The sequence below is a fragment of the Amycolatopsis umgeniensis genome, assembly GCF_014205155.1.
GTDB classification, from domain to species: domain Bacteria; phylum Actinomycetota; class Actinomycetes; order Mycobacteriales; family Pseudonocardiaceae; genus Amycolatopsis; species Amycolatopsis umgeniensis.
On sequence record NZ_JACHMX010000001.1, the window covers coordinates 3,791,170 to 3,808,622 of the forward strand.

Below are 17,453 nucleotides of genomic sequence, written 5' to 3' on the forward strand. Positions count from 1 at the left end.
ATCCAGAGATCACGGTCACTTTCCGGGCAGGACGACCTCGGCGTAGACGGCGTCGTGATCGCTGCCGGGCGTCTCCAGCACCTTGAAGTCCGCGATGGCCGCCCGTTTGTCCGCCAGCACGTGATCGATAGGCACCGGCGGCACCGCCCCGTTCGTCCAGGTCCCCTGCAACGCCCTCCCCAGCTGATCGGCCGCGTCCACATATCCCCTGGTCAGCAGCTCACGGAAGAGCGAGTGGTCGAGGCTGGCGTTGAAGTCGCCCGCCAGGATCCGGATGTCGTGCTCGGCGTCGGCGTACGGCAGGTCCTTGGCCTCGTCGACCCACGCGTGCCTGTCCCACATCGGTGCCGCCGGATGGACCGCGACGACCTCGATCCGGACGCCGTCGCCGAGGTCCAGGCTCGCGCTGGGCTGTTTGTAGTTCGAATCGCCGCTCAGCTTCAGCGGCGTCAGCGGGTACTTCGACACGAGACCGGAGCCGGACGCCCATTCCGCCGGATGCAGCACGTGGAACGGCAGGAGCTGGAACAGCCCGGCCCGGTCGAGGCCGGTGATCGCCTCGGGCGTCATCTCGGTCAGGCTCAGGACGTCGACCTGGTGTTCCTTGACGTAGCCGACGATCACGGCCGGATCCGCCTGCCCGCCGAGCATGTTCGACGCCAGGACGCGGACGTGCTTCCCGCCGAGCGCCTTCTGCTCGTTCGCGAAGGCGCGGGGCAGCACCAGAGCGCCGATCGTGAAGGTCAGGACCAGGGCGACGGCCCCGATCCACCAGCGGCGGAGCCCCAGCGCGAGGGCGGCGAGCACCAAGGTCGCGATCCCGGCGTACGGCGTCAGCGCGAGCGCGGCGATCGTGTACGTGTTGCCGTCGTAGCCCACCAGCCGCATCGCCGTCAGCACCGCGAACGGCACGATCGCGCCGATGAGCAGCCCGCTGACCAGCATGCGACGGGTGCCCACTCGGGTACGGGGGACGGCCCGCTCTTCGATCACCATGACGTCGAGTATGCCGATCGACGGCGACGTGACGGCGGTCTCCACAACACCTTCACAACCTCCTCACACGGCGGCTACCAGCGCTTATCAGGTTTCGCCAGCGGCTGTCAGCGCGCTGTGCGCGGCCTGCCAGGCGGAACGGGCACCTTTGTCCGCGGGGCGAGATCCACAGGAGGAAACATGACGCACGCGATCAGGGCCGAGGGCCTGGTCAAGCACTATGGGGAGACGAAGGCGCTCGACGGGGTCGATCTGGAGGTCCCGTCGGGCAAGGTGGTCGGGGTGCTGGGGCCGAACGGCGCGGGGAAGACGACCGCCGTCCGGATCCTGGCCACCTTGATCCGGCCGGACCGCGGCCACGCGAGCGTCTTCGGTTACGACGTCGTCAAGAACCCGATGGCCGTCCGCAGCATGATCGGGCTGACCGGGCAGTACGCGTCGGTCGACGAGGACCTCTCCGGCACGGAGAACCTGGTCCTGATCGGCAGGCTGCTGGAGTTCTCCAGGGCGGACGCGAAGAAGCGCGCGGCCGATCTGCTGGAGCGGTTCGAACTGACCGACGCCGCCGGACGCGCTATCAAGACCTACTCGGGCGGGATGCGGCGGCGGCTCGACCTCGCCGCGAGCCTGGTCGGCCGTCCGAAGGTCCTTTACCTGGACGAGCCGACCACCGGTCTCGACCCGCACGCCCGCAACGAGGTCTGGGCCGTGGTCCGGACGCTGGTCGCGGACGGGACGACGGTGCTGCTCACCACGCAGTACCTGGAGGAGGCCGACCAGCTGGCCGACACGATCACCGTGTTCGACCACGGACTGGTCGTGGCGAACGGGCGGGCCGACGAGCTCAAGCGGCGGACCGGCGGCCAGACGCTGCAGGTCCGGCCGACGGCGCTCGCCGATCTCGACGCCGTCGAGCGCATCCTGGCCGGGCTCACCGGGGCCAAGCCGAACCGGGACGACGACACCGGGCTGCTCACCGCGCCCGTCGCCGATCCCGTCCTGCTGTCCACTTTGGTCCGCAAGCTGGACGAAGCCGGGATCACCGCGGACGAGCTGGCGCTGCGGCTGCCCAGCCTCGACGAGGTGTTCCTCGCGCTCACCGGCAAATCCGAAAAGTCCACGACTCCGGAAGGGAGCCTGGTATGACGGCCCTCGCCGCGCCCGCGCAGGTGCGCGTTTCACTCTCCAGCAGCGTCCAGCACGGGCTTTCCCTCGCCTGGCGTGGCGTCCTGAAGATCCGCAAGAACCCGGAGCAGCTGGCCGACGTCACGCTCGCGCCGATCATCTTCCTGGTCATGTTCGTCTACCTGTTCGGCGGCGCGCTCGCCCCGAGCATCGACGACTACCTCCAGATGATCGTGCCCGGCATCATGGTGTTCAACATCCTGCAGGCCAGCATGACCGTCGGCGTCCAGCTCAACACCGACGTCACCAAGGGCGTGTTCGACCGGTTCCGGGCGATGCCGATCGCGCGGTCCGCGCCACTGATCGGCGCCGTACTGGCCGACATCGTGCGCTACCTGGTGTGCCTGGTCGTCCTGATGGTCGTCGCGACGATCATGGGCTACCGGATCCAGACCGGTCCGGCGCAGTTCGCGCTGGCGATCGTGCTGGTCATCGCTTTCGCGCTGGCGTTCTGCTGGGCGTCGGTGTTCGTCGGGATGCTGGTGAAGAGTCCGGGCGCGGTGCAGGGCCTGATGTTCGTGGTGCTGATGCCGCTGACCTTCGGCAGCAACGTGTTCGTCGGAACGAGCACCATGCCCGGCTGGCTGAAGGCGTGGGCGGACATCAGCCCGGTGACCCAGATGTCCGACGTCCTGCGCGGCTTGATGAACGGCGGGCCGATCGCCGGTCCGCTGACCGGCGCGCTGATCTGGATGGCGGCCGCGGTCGCGGTCTTCTTCCCGCTCGCCACTTGGGCTTACCGGAAGCGCGTCTGACGGGGGTCAGGGGGAACGCGCGTGAAGGGCTCCTTGCCTCGATTCGAGGCGAGGAGCCCTTCTTCACGTGCTGACTTCCTGATTGATCACGGCCAGCAGGTCGGCGCGGGAAAGCGCGGCGTCCTGAACGAGCATCGCTTCGTAGCGCTCCTCGCCGAAGTGCTCGCGGAGATCGTCGATCAGCCGCCGGATGCCGGGCTCGCCCAGGTCCAGCTTGCCGCGGAGGAGGTTCGCCACGCCGAGCAACCGGGCAGCGGCCTCGTGCCGCCCCTGCCGGAACCGGATCAGGCCGAACACCTCGACGATCCGCCCGAGGTCGGGCATGTCGCCGCGGTTCGCGGTGGACCGCACGACGATCGCGGCGCCGCGTTCCGCCGCTGCCAGGTCTCCGGCGGCCAGCGCCACCTCCGTGTCGATGAACCCGCCGAACTCGTCGCCGAACATGCCGGGCAGCGGCACCCCGGCCATCAGCTCCCGGAACCGGACGGCCACCTCGCGTGCCTCGTCCACCCGGCCGGCGCGGCAGTACACGTCGGCCTTGCCCACCAGCACCATCACCGCGAGCTGGTCGTTGCCCGTCTCGATCGCGTACCGCTCCGCTTCGGAGATCTCGCGCATCGCCGTGTCGAGGTCTCCGGACCGCGCGTACTCCGTCGCGAGCCGCCAGCGCTGCTGGATCACGTCGTCCTGCGAACCCAGTTCGAGCGCGAGGGCGATCCCTTGCCGGTACAGCGAAAGCGCGGCCTCGTGGTCGCCGGACATCGAAATGTCGGACGCCTTCATGCCCACCGCCATCGCGGTGCCCCAACGGTCACCCACCGCGGAGAACCCTTCGAGAGCCCGGTCCCTGGCGCGTTCGGCGCCCTCGGCGTCCCCGAGGTCGCCGAGGATGAAACTCTGCGCCCACGCCGAGGCGGCTTGGCGCCACGGGTCCGGGCTCGACTGCACCCTCGCCACCTCACGGAGGGCGAGTTTCGTGTCCTGGCAGAAGAACGCGAGCATCGGCAGGCCGAGGGCCAGCCCGGCGAACCGCTCGTACGCCTTCGTCCGCACACATCGGTCGATGAGCGCGAGGCCCTCCACGGGGTCGCCGACCCCGGGCACCATCGCCATCATCGCGCGGATCGCCTGGTACGCGGCGGCGAACTCCTCGTCCAGGCGGTCGCCGAAGGCGAGCATCTCGTTGACGAACGCCTCGGCCCGGTCACTGTCGCCTTTGACCAGCCAGTACCAGAACGAACCGCTGAACAGGTGCACCGCCATTTCGACGTCGTCGGCGTCGATCGCCTGACGGAGCGCCGTCACGATGTTGCCGTGTTCGGCGTTGTACCGCGAAATGGCGGTGAGCTGATCCTTCGTCCGCAGCGACGGCTCGAGCCGCTCGACCAGTTCGGCGTAGTAACCGTGGTACGCCTTCGTCAGCCGCGCTCGTTCTCCCGACTCGTCGAGACGCTCCGCCGCGTACGCCCGGATGGTCTCCAACATGCGGTACCGGGGCTCGCCCTGATCCCCGGCCATGGCGTCCACAATGGACTTCTCGACGAGCGAGCCGAGGATGTACATGATCTCTTCCGAGGGCAGGCCTTCCCCCGCGCAGACGCTTTCGACCGCTTCGACCTCGGCACCGGCCCCGAAGACCGAGAGCCGCCTGGCGAGGACGCGTTCGGCGTCGTCGAGCAGATCCCAGCTCCACTCGACGACGGCGCGCAGCGTGCGCTGCCTCGGCAAGGCCGTCCTGCTGCCCGAGGTCAGCAGGCGGAACCGGTCGTCGAGGCGCCGCGAGATCTGCGCGACGGTCATCGAACGCAACCGCGCGGCGGCCAGTTCCAAGGCGAGCGGCATCCCGTCCAGCCGTCGGCAGATCTGCGCGACTTCGTCCACAGTGGACTCGTCGAGGACGAAGTCCGGGCGTACGGCCACCGCCCTGTCGACGAACAGCCGGATCGCGCCCGCCTCGGCGGCCTGCGGAACGGTCAGTGTCCCGTCCGGGACGGACAGCGGGCCGAGAGGGCACAACGTCTCACCGTCGATGGCCAGCGGCTCGCGGCTCGTCGCGAGGATCCGCAGGTTCGGCGCCCGTCGCAGCAGGGTGTTCGCCAGCTCCGCGGCCGCGTCCACCAGATGCTCGCAGTTGTCCAGTACCAGCACCGATTCGCCGGCGCCGAGCGTCTCCACGGCCCGGACCAGCGCGTCCGCCGGACGCCGCATCGGATCGGCGCCGTGCGAGAGGCCGAGGTCGAACAGTTCCAGCGCCGCGAAGACCGCGCCGGGCAGGTCACCGGGATCGCGGACACCGGCGAGCGGCACGAACCAGACGCGGCCCCGCGTATGCGCCGGATGCCGCGTCGCGACCTCGGTGGCCAGCCGCGTCTTCCCGGCACCGCCTGGTCCGACCAGCGTCACCAGCCGCGCGCCGGCGAGGAGTTCCGCGACCAGCTTCAACTCGTCGTCACGGCCGACGAAGCTGGTCAGCCGGACAGGGAGATGGTCGGCGGCCGCGGGCGGCGGCCCGAGTTCGCCGCGCAACGCGGAGAGGTGGATCTCCCGGAGTTCGGCCGACGGGTCGACGCCCAGCTGATCGGCCAGCGCCGCCCGGACCTCCTCGTAGACGGCGAGGGCGTCGGACTGCCTGTCCGCCGCGCACAACGCCCGGATCCACATCCCGGCGAGCCGTTCGCGCAGCGGGTTCCGCGCGGCCGCCTCCTTGAGATCCGCGAGAACCTTGTCGTGCCTGCCGAGCCTGATCTCGGCGTCGAAGTGGTCTTCGGCGGCCTCGAGGCGCAGGTCCTCCAGGCGGGTCGCCGGTGCCTGCGCGAAAGGAGCGTCGAGGACGTCGGCCAGCGCTTGACCTCGCCAAAGGCCGAGCGCTTCGGCGAGGATCGCGGCCGCACCGGCGTCCCGGCCCGCCGCCAGCTCGGCACGCCCCTGGGCCGCCAGCCGCTCGAAACGGCAGACGTCGACGTCCTCGCGGGCGATGTCCAGCCGGTAACCGCCGGGGCCCGAGTCGAGACTGACGTCGTCGGCACGCAGGACCTTGCGCAACCGCGAGACCAGGGATTGCAGCGCGTTCGCCGCGTCGGCGGGCGGTTCCGCGCCCCAAAGGCCGTCGATGAGAGCCGCCGCCGGGACACCGCGGCCGGGGTCCAGCGCGAGCCTGGCCAAGAGCATGCGGAGGCGGGCACCGCCGATGTCGACCGGGGTGCCGTCACCGGCCTCCGCTCCGACCGGACCCAACAGCGTCACTCGCACGGACCCCAGCTTTCCAGAAGGCGCCACTCGATACCCCGAACAGGCAGTCATCGTCCGGGCGCTCTCGGACTTCCGTACCCCTTCCAAGCGACGGAAGTGGGGATTATCCGGGCACGAAGGAGCTTTCCGGGCGGGCGGCCGACGTCACGGCGATACGTTCGGGGCCAAGCGACAGCCGATCGACTGGGAGCGTGAATGAGGTACCGGAGTGCGGCCGTCATCGCCGCCGTTCTGGCCGCGAGTGTCCTCGGCGGCGGGACCGCCCTCGCCGACACCGGGAAACCCGGCGCCGACGGCGCGGGCGACAGCTACTACCCGCAGGACGGCAACGGCGGCTACGACGTCGCCGACTACAACCTGAAGGTCGGCTACGAGCCGGCCACCAAGCAGCTCACCGGCCTGCAGACGATCACCGGCCGGACGACACAGGCGCTGAGCTCGTTCAACCTCGACCTGCACGGGCTGACCGTCGACTCGGTCAAGGTCAACGGGCGGAAAGCGACGTTCTCGCGGACCGGTGACCACGAACTGGTGATCACCCCGGCCCGGCCGCTGCGCAACCACGAGCGGTTCACCGCCGAGATCGCCTACCACGGCGTCCCGCAGCCGATCCAGGATCCGCTGCTGGGCGAGAACGGCTGGCAGTACGCGAAATCCGGCGGCGCGTTCGCCGCGGGTGAGCCGAAGTCCGCGACGACCTGGTACCCGGTCAACGACACCCCCCGGGACAAGGCGACCTTCCACCTCGCGATCACCGTGCCGTCGGAGTGGGGCGTCATCTCGAACGGCCGCGAGCGCGGGAACTTCACCGAGGGCAAGAACACCACCCACGTGTGGGCCGAAGAGACCCCGGCCGTGCCGTACATGACCACGGTCGCGATCGACAAATGGGAGTTCGAGCGGACGAAGCTGTCCGACGGCACCCCGGTCGTCAACGCCTACGCCCCCGGCACCCCCGCCGCGACCAAGCAGGCCGAGGCGCGGCTGCCGGAGATCATCGACTTCCTGTCGTCGAAGTTCGGGCGGTACCCGGTGGACGCGGCTGGTGGCATCTTCCTCGCCGAGCCGATCGGATTCTCGCTGGAGACGCTGAGCAGGCCGATCTACTCGGGCGCGGCGGGCAACGTCCCGACGATCGTGCACGAGAACGCCCACCAGTGGTGGGGTGACTCGGTCGCCGTCGACAAGTGGAAGGACGTCTGCCTCAACGAGTGCTTCGCCTCCTACGCGGAGTGGATGTGGTCCGAGGCGAAGTCGGGCCAAGACCTCAAGGCGCGCTACCTGACAGCCGTGCAGAAGGCGACCGACCGCTTCTGGGCCGGAAAGCTGTACGACATGGGGCCCGGCAACGAGTTCACCTACGTGTACTCGAAGGGCCCGGTGGCACTGCACGCGCTGAAGAACTACATCGGCGCTGCGCCGTTCGACCGCATCCTGAAGACGTGGCCCGCCCTGCACCGCGACGGCAACGCGAGCCTGCCGGAGTTCCAGAAGTTCGCCGAGCGCATCGCGCACAAGAACCTCCAGGGCTTCTTCGACGCGTGGTTCTACGGCAACACCAAACCGGCGCCCGAGTTCCTGTACCCGGGAGACCTCAAGCCGGCCGCCTGACCTGCACCTGGTCTCGCAATCAAGACGAAGGCGTGACTCGCGTGATCAGACGCGGAACTCATGTGATCGGACGCCGCACTCACGTGACTGGAAACCGCACTCGAGTGTGCCGCCCCCGATCACGCGAGTTCCGTGTCTGATCACGCGAGTTCGGTGCTTGATCACGCGAGAACCGTCCTCACCACTCACGAGACCGGCCTGAGGTGTGTCACACGTTAGGGTGAGAGACATGACGTCAGTGCTCCTCACCGGTTTCGAACCGTTCGGCGGTGAGCGGGTGAACCCGTCGTGGCAGGCGGTTTCCCTGCTCACCGGCCGTCGGCGCGACGCCGTGGCCGTCGAACTGCCGTGTGTGTTCTCGCGGTCGCTGGTCACCTTGCGCGACGCGATCGACGAGTACCGCCCGGAACTGGTGATCTGCGTGGGGCAGGCGGGCGGCCGTCCCGACGTCACCCCGGAACGGGTCGCGATCAACCTGATCGACGCCCGCATCCCGGACAACGCGGGTTCGCAACCCGTGGACGTCCCGGTGATCCCCGGCGGGCCCAACGCCTACTTCACGACTCTGCCGGTGAAGGCTTGTGTCGCGGGGATCAAGAACGCGGGGCTTCCGGCGTCGGTCTCGCATACGGCCGGGACGTACGTGTGCAATCAGGTCTTCTACGGCCTGATGCACTTGCTGGACAACGACTTTCCCGGCGTGCGAGGCGGTTTCGTGCACGTTCCCTACACGCCGGAACAGGCCGCGCGGACCACGGCGCCGAGCCTGGCCGTGCATCGGGCGGCGGAAGCGCTGGGGATCATCGTGGACACCGCGCTTTCGGTGACCGAAGACATCTCGACGCCGGCGGGCACGCTGCACTGAGAACTCAGTACAGGTTCTGCCGGTAGTCCACGGAGATCGCGGCGCGCATCATCCGCTCGCCCGCCGCCTTGCGCAGGAGCTTCGCGGCGACGCCCGCGGTCTCGTTGAGCTTGACGTGGTCGGTCCAGATCACGGCGGGTTTGGGCAGTTCTTCCGGGTCGACGTGCCGCTCGGCGTCCCAGAGGCGGGCGTCGCGCAAGGCCGCGCTGGGCGCGAGCCGCGTGTGCTCCACCTCGACCAGCAGTACCGCCTTGGGCATACGGCCGCGTTCGGCCATCGACTCGCGAAGCGCGGGATCGGCGCTGATGCTCGCGGTGCCGGTGAGTTCGAGGGCACGATCGTCGCCGGGCGCGAGGGCCATGATCGCCACGTGCGGCCGTTCGAGCACGTTGTGGAAAGTGTCGGTGCGCCGGTTTCCCGGCCGGTCGGCGATCGCGACGGTCTTCGGCCCGACCTGCCGGATGACGCCGGGCGGATCGCCCTTGGGACTGGCGTCGGCCTGGCCGTCGCCGTCCCGGGAGGTGATCACCGCGAGCGGCGCGGTGTCGAGGAAGGCGGCCGCGGCGGGGCCGAGACCTTCACCGTCTTCCGCAGCATCGGTTTCGGAAGCGGTGGCCGGACCCCACACGTTCGAACGGATCACGGCCTTGCCGCAGTGCAGGAACGCTTCCTCGACGGCGAGGCCGCCGTCGTCCACCGTTCCGTTGATCCGCAGCGTCTCGCGCCAGCCTGGAAGCAGGACGAGCAGCGCGGCACCCGTGCCCGGCACGGCGTCCGACGGCATCGGCAGCCGCAGACGGTCGGGGTTCTCCACGACCGCGAACCCGGGAGCGCCACCGACCACCGCGGCCCTCGGCCCGGCCCCGGCGTAACCGAGTACGGCGACGGGAGCGCGGCCGAGCAGCGTCACGCAGTGCTGGTCGAGCCTGTCGATGGACTTCATCATCACCGGCAACGGCCGGCTTCCCACGACCCGCTCCAGCTCCGCCAGGTCACAGATGGCTTCCATGGAGTTAGGGTAACCTAATCACGGCTTGAGCTGGGCGGTGAAGAAGTCGACCATCTCGGCGGTCGTCCGCGCGGTGCCGTCGCTCCGGGTCGAGACGAGCATCGCGCTCAGCGGCGCGTCTTCGGTCCCGAAGAGCACGATGCCGCTTCGCTTGCCGACGCCCGCCAGATAGCGCCCCCGCAGCCCGTCGGCCGCCCAGGCGCCCTCGACGGGCTTGCCCTTGGTCATCTGCCGCCGGGCGTCGTCCTCCAGTCCGGTCATCGCGACGCCCTGGTAGTAGTTGATCGCGTTCGACGCCTCGTCGTTCTTGAACACACAGGTGACCGCGGACGACGCGCCCATCGCGGCGGCCGCGTCCGGCGCGTCCCGGCACTCGTCCCGCTGCGGGATGACGGCGGCGATCCGGCGGAGGCAGTCCGTGAATCCCTGCGCGTCCTTCGGTCCCGGCTGATCGCAGACCGGCTTTTGCGCCGGAGCCTGTACGGCGACGGGCTCCTGCTCGCCCCCGCTCAGGAGAAAAACCGTCGTGACGATCGCCGCGAGGGCGAGCACGATCACGCCGTACGCCGTGGGCTTCTGCCAGTTCCGGCCCGGCGGAGGCGGGGGCGGCGTCCAGCGCGGAGGTTGCGGACGCCGCGGCGCCTGCTGGACGGGCTGCTGCGGAACGGGCGGCTGGCGCACCGGCGGCGCGACGGGCGCGAACGCGGGCACGGTCAGCTGCGAGTCCTCGCCGCCCGCGGGTACGTGGTGCAACCCGAACGCGACCGCCGTCTCCGGCTGATCCTGCGTCGTCGGCGCGATCCTGAGCTGGTTCGCCAGCAAACTCGCCAGCAACGGCATCCGGCTCGGCCCGCCGACGAGGTAGACCCCGCCGAGCCGCGCCGGGGAAAGCCCGGCGCGATGGATCGTGGCGGCCAGGAGTTCGCCGCTGCGCAGGAAACTCGGCCGGACGAGCGCCTCGAGTTCCATCCGCGACACCCGTACGTCGCCGAACGGCTCCGGCATCGGGATCTCGGTCTGCTGGTGCCGGGAGAGGCTCTCCTTGGCGTCACGGACGTCCTGCAGCAGCGAGCGGCGCGTCCGGCGGTCGCTGACCGCCTGCGGCCGCAGAATGCGTTGCCACTGCGCGGGATCGGAATGCGAGACCTCGCGGCCGATGTGCACCAGCAGCGCCTGGTCGATGTCGAGACTGCCGAGGTCGGGCAAGCCGTCCTCGGCGAGCACGGCGAACCCCTGCGCGCTGACGCCGACGACGGCGCAATCGAAGGTGCCCGCCCCGAGGTCGTACACCGCGATCGGGCCCGGCGGCCGCTGACCGTGGTTGAGGGAGGCGTAATGCGCGGCGGCCGCGACCGGCTCGGGAATGAGCAGCGTGGTGCCGAATCCGGCCTTGAGGGCGGCGTCGCGGAGGATCTGCTTGCGATCGGGGCCCCAGCCCGCGGGATGGGAGATGCGCACCTGCGCGGGCGGGCGCTGGAGGAGCAGCTCCGCCTCCTCGCCGACACGGCGCAGGACGGCGGCGAAGGCGTCGGCGATCGGGAGCGTGACGTCACCGAGCTGGAGAGCGCCCTCGTCGATGCGCCGCTTGGGATTCGCTTCGAACCGGCTCGGATCCAGCCGGGCCCGGCGTTCCGCGTCACGGCCGACGAAGACGGTGCCGTCCTTGTCGACGTAGATCGCGGACGACATCGTCACCGATCCGTCGATCTCGACGACCTGCGTCCCCCTGCCGTGGATCGAGAGCACCCCCACCGTGCTGGAGGTACCGAAATCGATCGCCAGAACGTCCACCTGACCCCCTCCCGGACCCGATGGCATCGTCTCACGCCCCCCGAATCCGCCTTGCCGTCCACCCGATCCCGCGAGTTCCGCCCCCAAACACGCGTGTCCCGCCCCCAAACACGCGAGTCCCGCGTCCAAACACGCGTGTCCCGCCTCCGATCACGCATGGCCGCCTATGCGCAGAAAGCGAACTCGCGTGATCAGATGGCGAACTCGCGTGATTGGAGGCGCGACTCGCGTGATTGGGGGCGGAACACGGAAAAGCCCGCCGCGGTGAACCCGCGACGGGCTTTTCCGTTACCACCGAGGCTTTACTCGCCCTCGGCTTCACCGTTCTCTTCGCTGGTGCCGGCACCGATGCTCACCGGCGGGGCGTCCGGGACCGACGAGGGTCGCGTTTCGCCACGGAAGACGAAGTGCGCCTTGTCGTCCTTCTCGCCCTCTTCGTCGTTCCAGCCTTCGACGTCGACCAGGATGATCTGGCCCGCCTGGACCTCGCCGAACAGGATCTTCTCCGACAGCTGGTCCTCGATCTCGCGCTGGATCGTGCGGCGCAGCGGCCGCGCGCCCAGCACCGGGTCGAAGCCGCGCTTGGCGAGCAGCGACTTGGCCTTCGGCGTGAGCTCGAGGTCCATGTCCTTGGCCTTGAGCTGCTTCTCGACCCGGGCGATCATCAGATCGACCATCTGGATGATCTGGTCCTTGGTCAGCTGGTGGAAGACGATGATGTCGTCGATCCGGTTCAGGAACTCGGGCCGGAAATGCTTCTTCATTTCCTCGTTGACCTTTTGCTTCATCTTCTCGTACCGGTTGGCGGTGTCGCCGCCGGACGAGAACCCGAGCGAGACGGACTTGGAGATGTCCGAGGTACCCAGGTTCGAGGTGAAGATGAGCACGGTGTTCTTGAAGTCGACCGTACGACCCTGGCCGTCGGTGAGACGACCGTCTTCGAGGACCTGCAGGAGCGTGTTGTAGATCTCCTGGTGGGCCTTCTCGATCTCGTCGAACAGCACCACCGAGAACGGCTTGCGCCGCACCTTCTCGGTCAGCTGGCCACCCTCTTCGTAGCCGACGTAGCCCGGAGGGGCACCGAAGAGCCGCGAAGCGGTGTAGCGGTCGTGGAACTCGCCCATGTCGATCTGGATGAGCGCGTCGTCCTCGCCGAACAGGAACGCCGCCAGCGCCTTGGACAGCTCGGTCTTACCGACACCGGACGGACCGGCGAAGATGAACGAGCCGGAGGGGCGCTTCGGGTCCTTCAGGCCGGCACGGGTCCGGCGGATCGCCTGGGAGACGGCCTTGACCGCGTCCTCCTGGCCGATGATCCGCTTGTGCAGCTCCTCCTCCATGCGGAGCAGACGCGTGGTCTCCTCCTCGGTGAGCTTGAACACCGGGATACCGGTCCAGTTGGCGAGGACCTCGGCGATCTGCTCCTCGTCGACCTCGGCGACGACGTCGAGGTCGCCGTCCTTCCACTGCTTCTCCCGCTCACCCTTCTGGCCGAGGAGGGTCTTCTCCTCGTCACGGAGGCGAGCGGCGCGCTCGAAGTCCTGCGCGTCTATCGCGGACTCCTTGTCCCTGCGCACGTCGGCGATCTTCTCGTCGAACTCGCGCAGGTCCGGCGGCGCGGTCATCCGGCGGATGCGCATCCGGGCGCCCGCCTCGTCGATCAGGTCGATCGCCTTGTCCGGGAGGAACCGGTCGTTGATGTAGCGGTCCGCCAGGGTGGCCGCCTGCACCAGCGCGCCGTCGGTGATCGAGACGCGGTGGTGCGCCTCGTACCGGTCGCGAAGACCCTTGAGGATCTCGATCGTGTGCTCGAGCGACGGCTCGCCGACCTGGATCGGCTGGAAACGGCGCTCCAGCGCGGCGTCCTTCTCGATGTACTTGCGGTACTCCTCGAGAGTGGTCGCGCCGATCGTCTGCAGCTCGCCACGGGCCAGCATCGGCTTCAGGATCGACGCGGCGTCGATCGCGCCCTCGGCGGCACCCGCGCCGACGAGCGTGTGCAGCTCGTCGATGAACAGGATGATGTCGCCGCGAGTCTTGATCTCCTTGAGCACCTTCTTGAGGCGCTCTTCGAAGTCACCGCGGTACCGGGAACCGGCGACCAGGGAGCCGAGGTCGAGGGTGTAGAGCTGCTTGTCCTTCAGCGTCTCGGGCACCTCGCCCTTGACGATGTTCTGCGCGAGCCCTTCGACGACGGCTGTCTTGCCGACGCCGGGCTCACCGATCAGGACCGGGTTGTTCTTGGTGCGCCGCGACAGCACCTGCATGACCCGCTCGATCTCTTTACCGCGGCCGATGACCGGGTCGAGCTTGCCTTCGCGGGCCTGGACGGTCAGGTTCCGGCCGAACTGGTCGAGCACCAGCGACGACGACGGGGTGCCTTCACCGCGTCCGGAGCCGGTCTCTGTCGACTCCTTGCCACCCTGGTAGCCCGACAGCAGCTGCAGAACCTGCTGACGAACCCGGTTGAGGTCCGCGCCGAGCTTGACGAGCACCTGTGCGGCGACGCCTTCTCCCTCGCGGATCAGCCCGAGCAGGATGTGCTCGGTGCCGATGTAGTTGTGGCCGAGCTGCAGCGCTTCGCGCAGCGACAGCTCCAGCACCTTCTTGGCCCGCGGGGTGAAGGGGATGTGCCCGCTCGGGGCCTGCTGCCCCTGGCCGATGATCTCCTCGACCTGCTGGCGGACGCCCTCCAGCGCGATGCCCAACGATTCCAGCGCCTTGGCGGCGACACCTTCACCCTCGTGGATCAGACCCAGGAGGATGTGCTCGGTGCCGATGTAGTTGTGGTTGAGCATCCGGGCCTCTTCTTGGGCCAGGACGACCACCCGCCTCGCGCGGTCGGTGAACCTCTCAAACATGTGCACTCCCTCGACTGCTGCGACGGCGGCCCGTTTCCATCGTGCTTTCACCGCGATGGATTCAGCACCGTGAGACCACTCTAGTAGCCATGCGGTCGCGCTGGCGTACCACTACGGCTGATTGCGGCCCGTTCGCGCCCGTGCCGTTCTCCGGCCGTGCGCTGTTTCATCTTCCGGTTGCCCTGCACCTTTACGTCAAGCCCAACGTGCGAACACGCGCCCGGATTCCGCCGGATGCCCGTTGTCCGCTGAGCGCGAACACGGTCGGCGAACAGAGTCTGCCCAGAGGATGGACACCCGTCCGGAGTAGTCACGGACCGTATGTAAGGTTAGGCGTACCTAATGACGGGAGGCCCGGCGTGTCGTATCTCCCCGCGCTCGCGTCACCCGAAGACGGACTCCAGGCCTCCCTCTCGAGGATGCCTGAAGACGCGAGGATCCGCGGAGACGTGCCCGAGGGCGACTCGGACTGGGTTCGCTGTGACGACCTGCTCGACGAACCGGCCCGTCTCGTGGCCTGGCGAGAGCGGCTCGGCGGCTGGCTGGCCGGGCAGTACCCGGAGGCGGCCGGGATCCCCGAGCGGACCCCGGCGAGCTGGATCCTGTCCTGGTACCTGCACGTCCCGGCGTTCGCCGGCGCGATGCTGCTGCACCACGAGCGCCGCGTCCCGTCGCTGGCGCCGTCCGCGCTGGCCTTCCGGATCGAGGGCGACCGGCCGCATCCCGGTTCGATCGCCGTCCTCGGCGACCGGTTCCACTGCCTGCCGTCCGACCCGGGGTCGGCCCATCCGGGAGCCGTCGTCGTCCCGGACGAGCGAGCGCTCGCGGCGATCCTCCGCGGCCGCTTCGTCACGCACGCGAAGCGGTTCATCGACGTCTACGCGCCGCTGACGAGGCTCGGGCGTCGGCAACTGTGGGCCGCGGCCACGGACTCGCTCGACAACGCGCTGTGGTCGGCGGGACGGCTGGGCGGCACGCCGTCGGCCGAGGGCGCCGGGGTCGCGGACGCCGCGCTGGTCCTCGAATCGCGGTTCCCGCCGCTGACGTCGGCGTCGAAACTGCGGCTGGCTTCGGGGGCCGACGGACGCCGCGAGTGGACGAGAAACCGCGAAAGCTGCTGTTACTCCTATCTGTTACCCGCGGAATCGGAATGCGACGGCTGCCCGCGAATCCGGGTAAAGGGTTAGCGAACCCAGTCCGGATTCCGTCCGGTGGTACCCAAGGCGCGCTCGAAAGTCGTTGCGCCGTCGGAGACAACGACTTCTTCGCCGTACACCTTCATCGCCCGGGCCTGATCGCCCATCGCCGCCGCGGACGCCAACACGGCTTCGGCCGCTTCGGGCGCGACGTCGACGGAGCGGCCGACGGCGCGGGCCAGATCCCAGCCGTGGAGGACGAACTCGCCGAGCACCATGTCGCCGACGATCGAGGCGGGCATCTCCGCCGTGCCGAGTGCCGTCATCCCCTGCCACGCTTCGGGCGCCCCGAAGACGTCCACGAGCCGCGCGGTCTGTTTCTCGACGGCGTCGAGCCAATCCGCGCCGACGAGGCCCGCCTCCGCCTCACCTGTGGCCACCTCGGGCGGCGACGTCTTGCGCCCGGCGGCTTCGAGCCAGGGACCCCAGTAGAGAAGGTGGTTCAGCAACGCGCGGACGTCGTACTCGGCGCACGGGGTGCGGGCGGAGAGGTCGGTCTCGCCGATCCCGCGCAGGATTCCGGCGAATTCCGCGGCGGCGGGGGCGATGAGGGCAGCGTGTTCGGACATGAGGGCATGAGTTCACGGGGACGGTCGTGCCGTCTTGAAGAAACGCGACAGGTTTCGAGACAGGTCTAGGTTGAACCGGTGAGCGGGCATCGGATCCCGGCGGGGATCGTCAACGCGCGGGAGGCGAGCGCGGCGTTCACGCTCGTCCGCCATCGGCCCGCGCCCGAACTGCGGCCGTTCGTGGACCATCACTGGGTGCTGCGCTGGGATCTGAGCGGCCGTCCGCCCCATGAACAGGTGGTCCTGCCCAATCTCGCCGTCAACGTCACGTTCTTCCGCGACGCGGCGGGAGCGTTCGGGCCCGGGAAACAGCCTTTCCGCTACGTCGTGCGGGGCGCGGACCACGGTATCGGCGTGCGATTCCGGCCCGGGGCTTTCCGGGCATTCCTCACCGGCCCGGTCACGATGATCTCCGGCCGTTCCGTTCCGCTCACCGATCTCTTCGCCGTCGCCGCGGGAGTGACGGAATCGGTACGGAATGCGACGGACGACTTCGAAATGGTCCGCCGGTGCGAGGAACTGCTCCTGGCGAAACACCCCGTGCTCACCGCCGCGGCCGGGACGGCCATCGAAGCGGTGGAAACAATCGCGGCCGAACCGGCCATTACCAGGGTCGGCGAGCTGTCAAGCCGAACAGGCCTGTCTCAGCGGAGTCTGCAACGCCTCTTCGCCGAACATGTCGGTACCGCCCCCAAATGGGCGATTCAGGTATACCGGTTGAACGAAGCGGCGGCACGGATCGCGGCCGAGGAACGGCCGGACTACGCGGAACTGGCGACAGTGCTGGGCTATAGCGACCAAGCGCACTTCATCCGGGATTTCCGCTCCGTGACCGGATGGGCGCCCACGGAGTACGCCCGCTTGAACCGTGTACAAGAACAAGAAAGCCGCCGGGAACAGTTTCCCGGCGGCCCTGGAGCCTGAAAGACTTCAGTTCTTCTTGTGGTAGGCCTCCACGACCTCGGACGGGATACGTCCACGGTCGGAAACCTGGAAGCCGTTCTTGCGGGCCCAGGCGCGAATGGCCTGGTTCTGCTCGCGGTCCACGGTCGCGGGGCGGGCGGCGGCCTTCACGCCGGCGACCGGACGAATGGCGGTGCGCTTACGGCCACCCGCGCGACGGGCGTGCTCCACATACTGCGCCAGCGCGTCACGAAGCTCTTCCGCGTTTTCCGCGGAAAGGTCGATCTGGTAGCTGACACCGTCCAAACCGAACTCGACGGTCTCTTCGGCCTCAGTGCCGTCGAGGTCGTCGACGAGCGAGACGAGCACCTTCTGTGCCATCTGTTTCCTCCTGCTGGGGGCTTACACGAATGATCTGGTACGGGGCATGCCCCGGACAGAAGACTTTGTCTAGCGACATTAA

General features: G+C 68.9%; 13 protein-coding genes. 6 read left to right on the plus strand and 7 right to left on the minus strand.

Features of this window, described 5'->3' with window-relative positions; translation table 11 throughout:
* Positions 1-15: 15 nt before the first annotated feature.
* A complete protein-coding gene (locus tag HDA45_RS17530; protein ID WP_184896654.1) occupies positions 16-1,041 on the minus strand; it encodes an endonuclease/exonuclease/phosphatase family protein in 1,026 nt (341 codons plus the stop codon).
* Positions 1,042-1,176: 135 nt separating this feature from the next.
* Between HDA45_RS17530 and HDA45_RS17535 the strand changes: the two genes are divergently transcribed.
* A complete protein-coding gene (locus HDA45_RS17535) occupies positions 1,177-2,142 on the plus strand; it encodes an ATP-binding cassette domain-containing protein (protein ID WP_184896656.1) in 966 nt (321 codons plus the stop codon).
* On the plus strand, positions 2,139-2,936 hold the full coding sequence (locus HDA45_RS17540; RefSeq protein ID WP_184896658.1) for an ABC transporter permease: 798 nt from the start codon (positions 2,139-2,141) through the stop codon (positions 2,934-2,936). The genes HDA45_RS17535 and HDA45_RS17540 overlap by 4 nt, the downstream gene beginning before the upstream one ends.
* A gap of 63 nt (positions 2,937-2,999) precedes the next feature.
* On the opposite strand, the gene HDA45_RS17545 is transcribed toward HDA45_RS17540, so the two are convergent.
* Positions 3,000-6,185, minus strand: a complete 3,186-nt coding sequence (locus HDA45_RS17545; protein WP_184896660.1) for a BTAD domain-containing putative transcriptional regulator — start codon at positions 6,183-6,185, stop codon at positions 3,000-3,002.
* Between the two features lie 195 nt (positions 6,186-6,380).
* On the opposite strand from HDA45_RS17545, the gene HDA45_RS17550 reads away from it, so the two are divergent.
* Positions 6,381-7,796: a M1 family metallopeptidase gene (locus HDA45_RS17550; protein WP_184896662.1), complete on the plus strand. Its 1,416-nt coding sequence runs from the start codon at positions 6,381-6,383 to the stop codon at positions 7,794-7,796.
* Positions 7,797-8,025: 229 nt separating this feature from the next.
* Complete coding sequence (pcp, locus tag HDA45_RS17555) at positions 8,026-8,661, plus strand: pyroglutamyl-peptidase I (protein ID WP_184896664.1); 636 nt, start codon at positions 8,026-8,028, stop codon at positions 8,659-8,661.
* Positions 8,662-8,665: 4 nt separating this feature from the next.
* Here the strand turns inward: pcp and HDA45_RS17560 are convergent, their stop codons facing one another.
* From HDA45_RS17560 to HDA45_RS17570, 3 genes are all read right to left on the minus strand, one after another.
* Positions 8,666-9,670 (minus strand): pyridoxamine 5'-phosphate oxidase family protein, encoded by a 1,005-nt coding sequence (locus HDA45_RS17560; protein ID WP_184896666.1) that lies wholly within the window; start codon positions 9,668-9,670, stop codon positions 8,666-8,668.
* 18 nt (positions 9,671-9,688) lie between these two features.
* On the minus strand, positions 9,689-11,461 hold the full coding sequence (locus HDA45_RS17565; RefSeq protein WP_184896668.1) for an Hsp70 family protein: 1,773 nt from the start codon (positions 11,459-11,461) through the stop codon (positions 9,689-9,691).
* A 302-nt stretch (positions 11,462-11,763) separates the two neighbouring features.
* On the minus strand, positions 11,764-14,322 hold the full coding sequence (locus HDA45_RS17570) for an ATP-dependent Clp protease ATP-binding subunit (RefSeq protein ID WP_184896670.1): 2,559 nt from the start codon (positions 14,320-14,322) through the stop codon (positions 11,764-11,766).
* Between the two features lie 419 nt (positions 14,323-14,741).
* Between HDA45_RS17570 and HDA45_RS17575 the strand changes: the two genes are divergently transcribed.
* Positions 14,742-15,509 carry a (2Fe-2S)-binding protein gene (locus HDA45_RS17575; RefSeq protein ID WP_184896671.1) on the plus strand — a complete coding sequence of 256 codons (768 nt, stop codon included), beginning with the start codon at positions 14,742-14,744 and terminating at the stop codon, positions 15,507-15,509.
* On the opposite strand, the gene HDA45_RS17580 is transcribed toward HDA45_RS17575, so the two are convergent.
* Entirely contained in the window at positions 15,506-16,087 is a 582-nt protein-coding gene (locus tag HDA45_RS17580) for a TIGR03086 family metal-binding protein (protein ID WP_184896673.1), read from the minus strand. The two genes, HDA45_RS17575 and HDA45_RS17580, sit on opposite strands and share 4 nt — an antisense overlap.
* A gap of 78 nt (positions 16,088-16,165) precedes the next feature.
* On the opposite strand from HDA45_RS17580, the gene HDA45_RS17585 reads away from it, so the two are divergent.
* Complete coding sequence (locus tag HDA45_RS17585) at positions 16,166-17,011, plus strand: DUF6597 domain-containing transcriptional factor (RefSeq protein ID WP_184896675.1); 846 nt, start codon at positions 16,166-16,168, stop codon at positions 17,009-17,011.
* Positions 17,012-17,017: 6 nt separating this feature from the next.
* Here the strand turns inward: HDA45_RS17585 and HDA45_RS17590 are convergent, their stop codons facing one another.
* Positions 17,018-17,371: a histone-like nucleoid-structuring protein Lsr2 gene (locus HDA45_RS17590; RefSeq protein WP_005165380.1), complete on the minus strand. Its 354-nt coding sequence runs from the start codon at positions 17,369-17,371 to the stop codon at positions 17,018-17,020.
* Between the last annotated feature and the right edge of the window lie 82 nt (positions 17,372-17,453).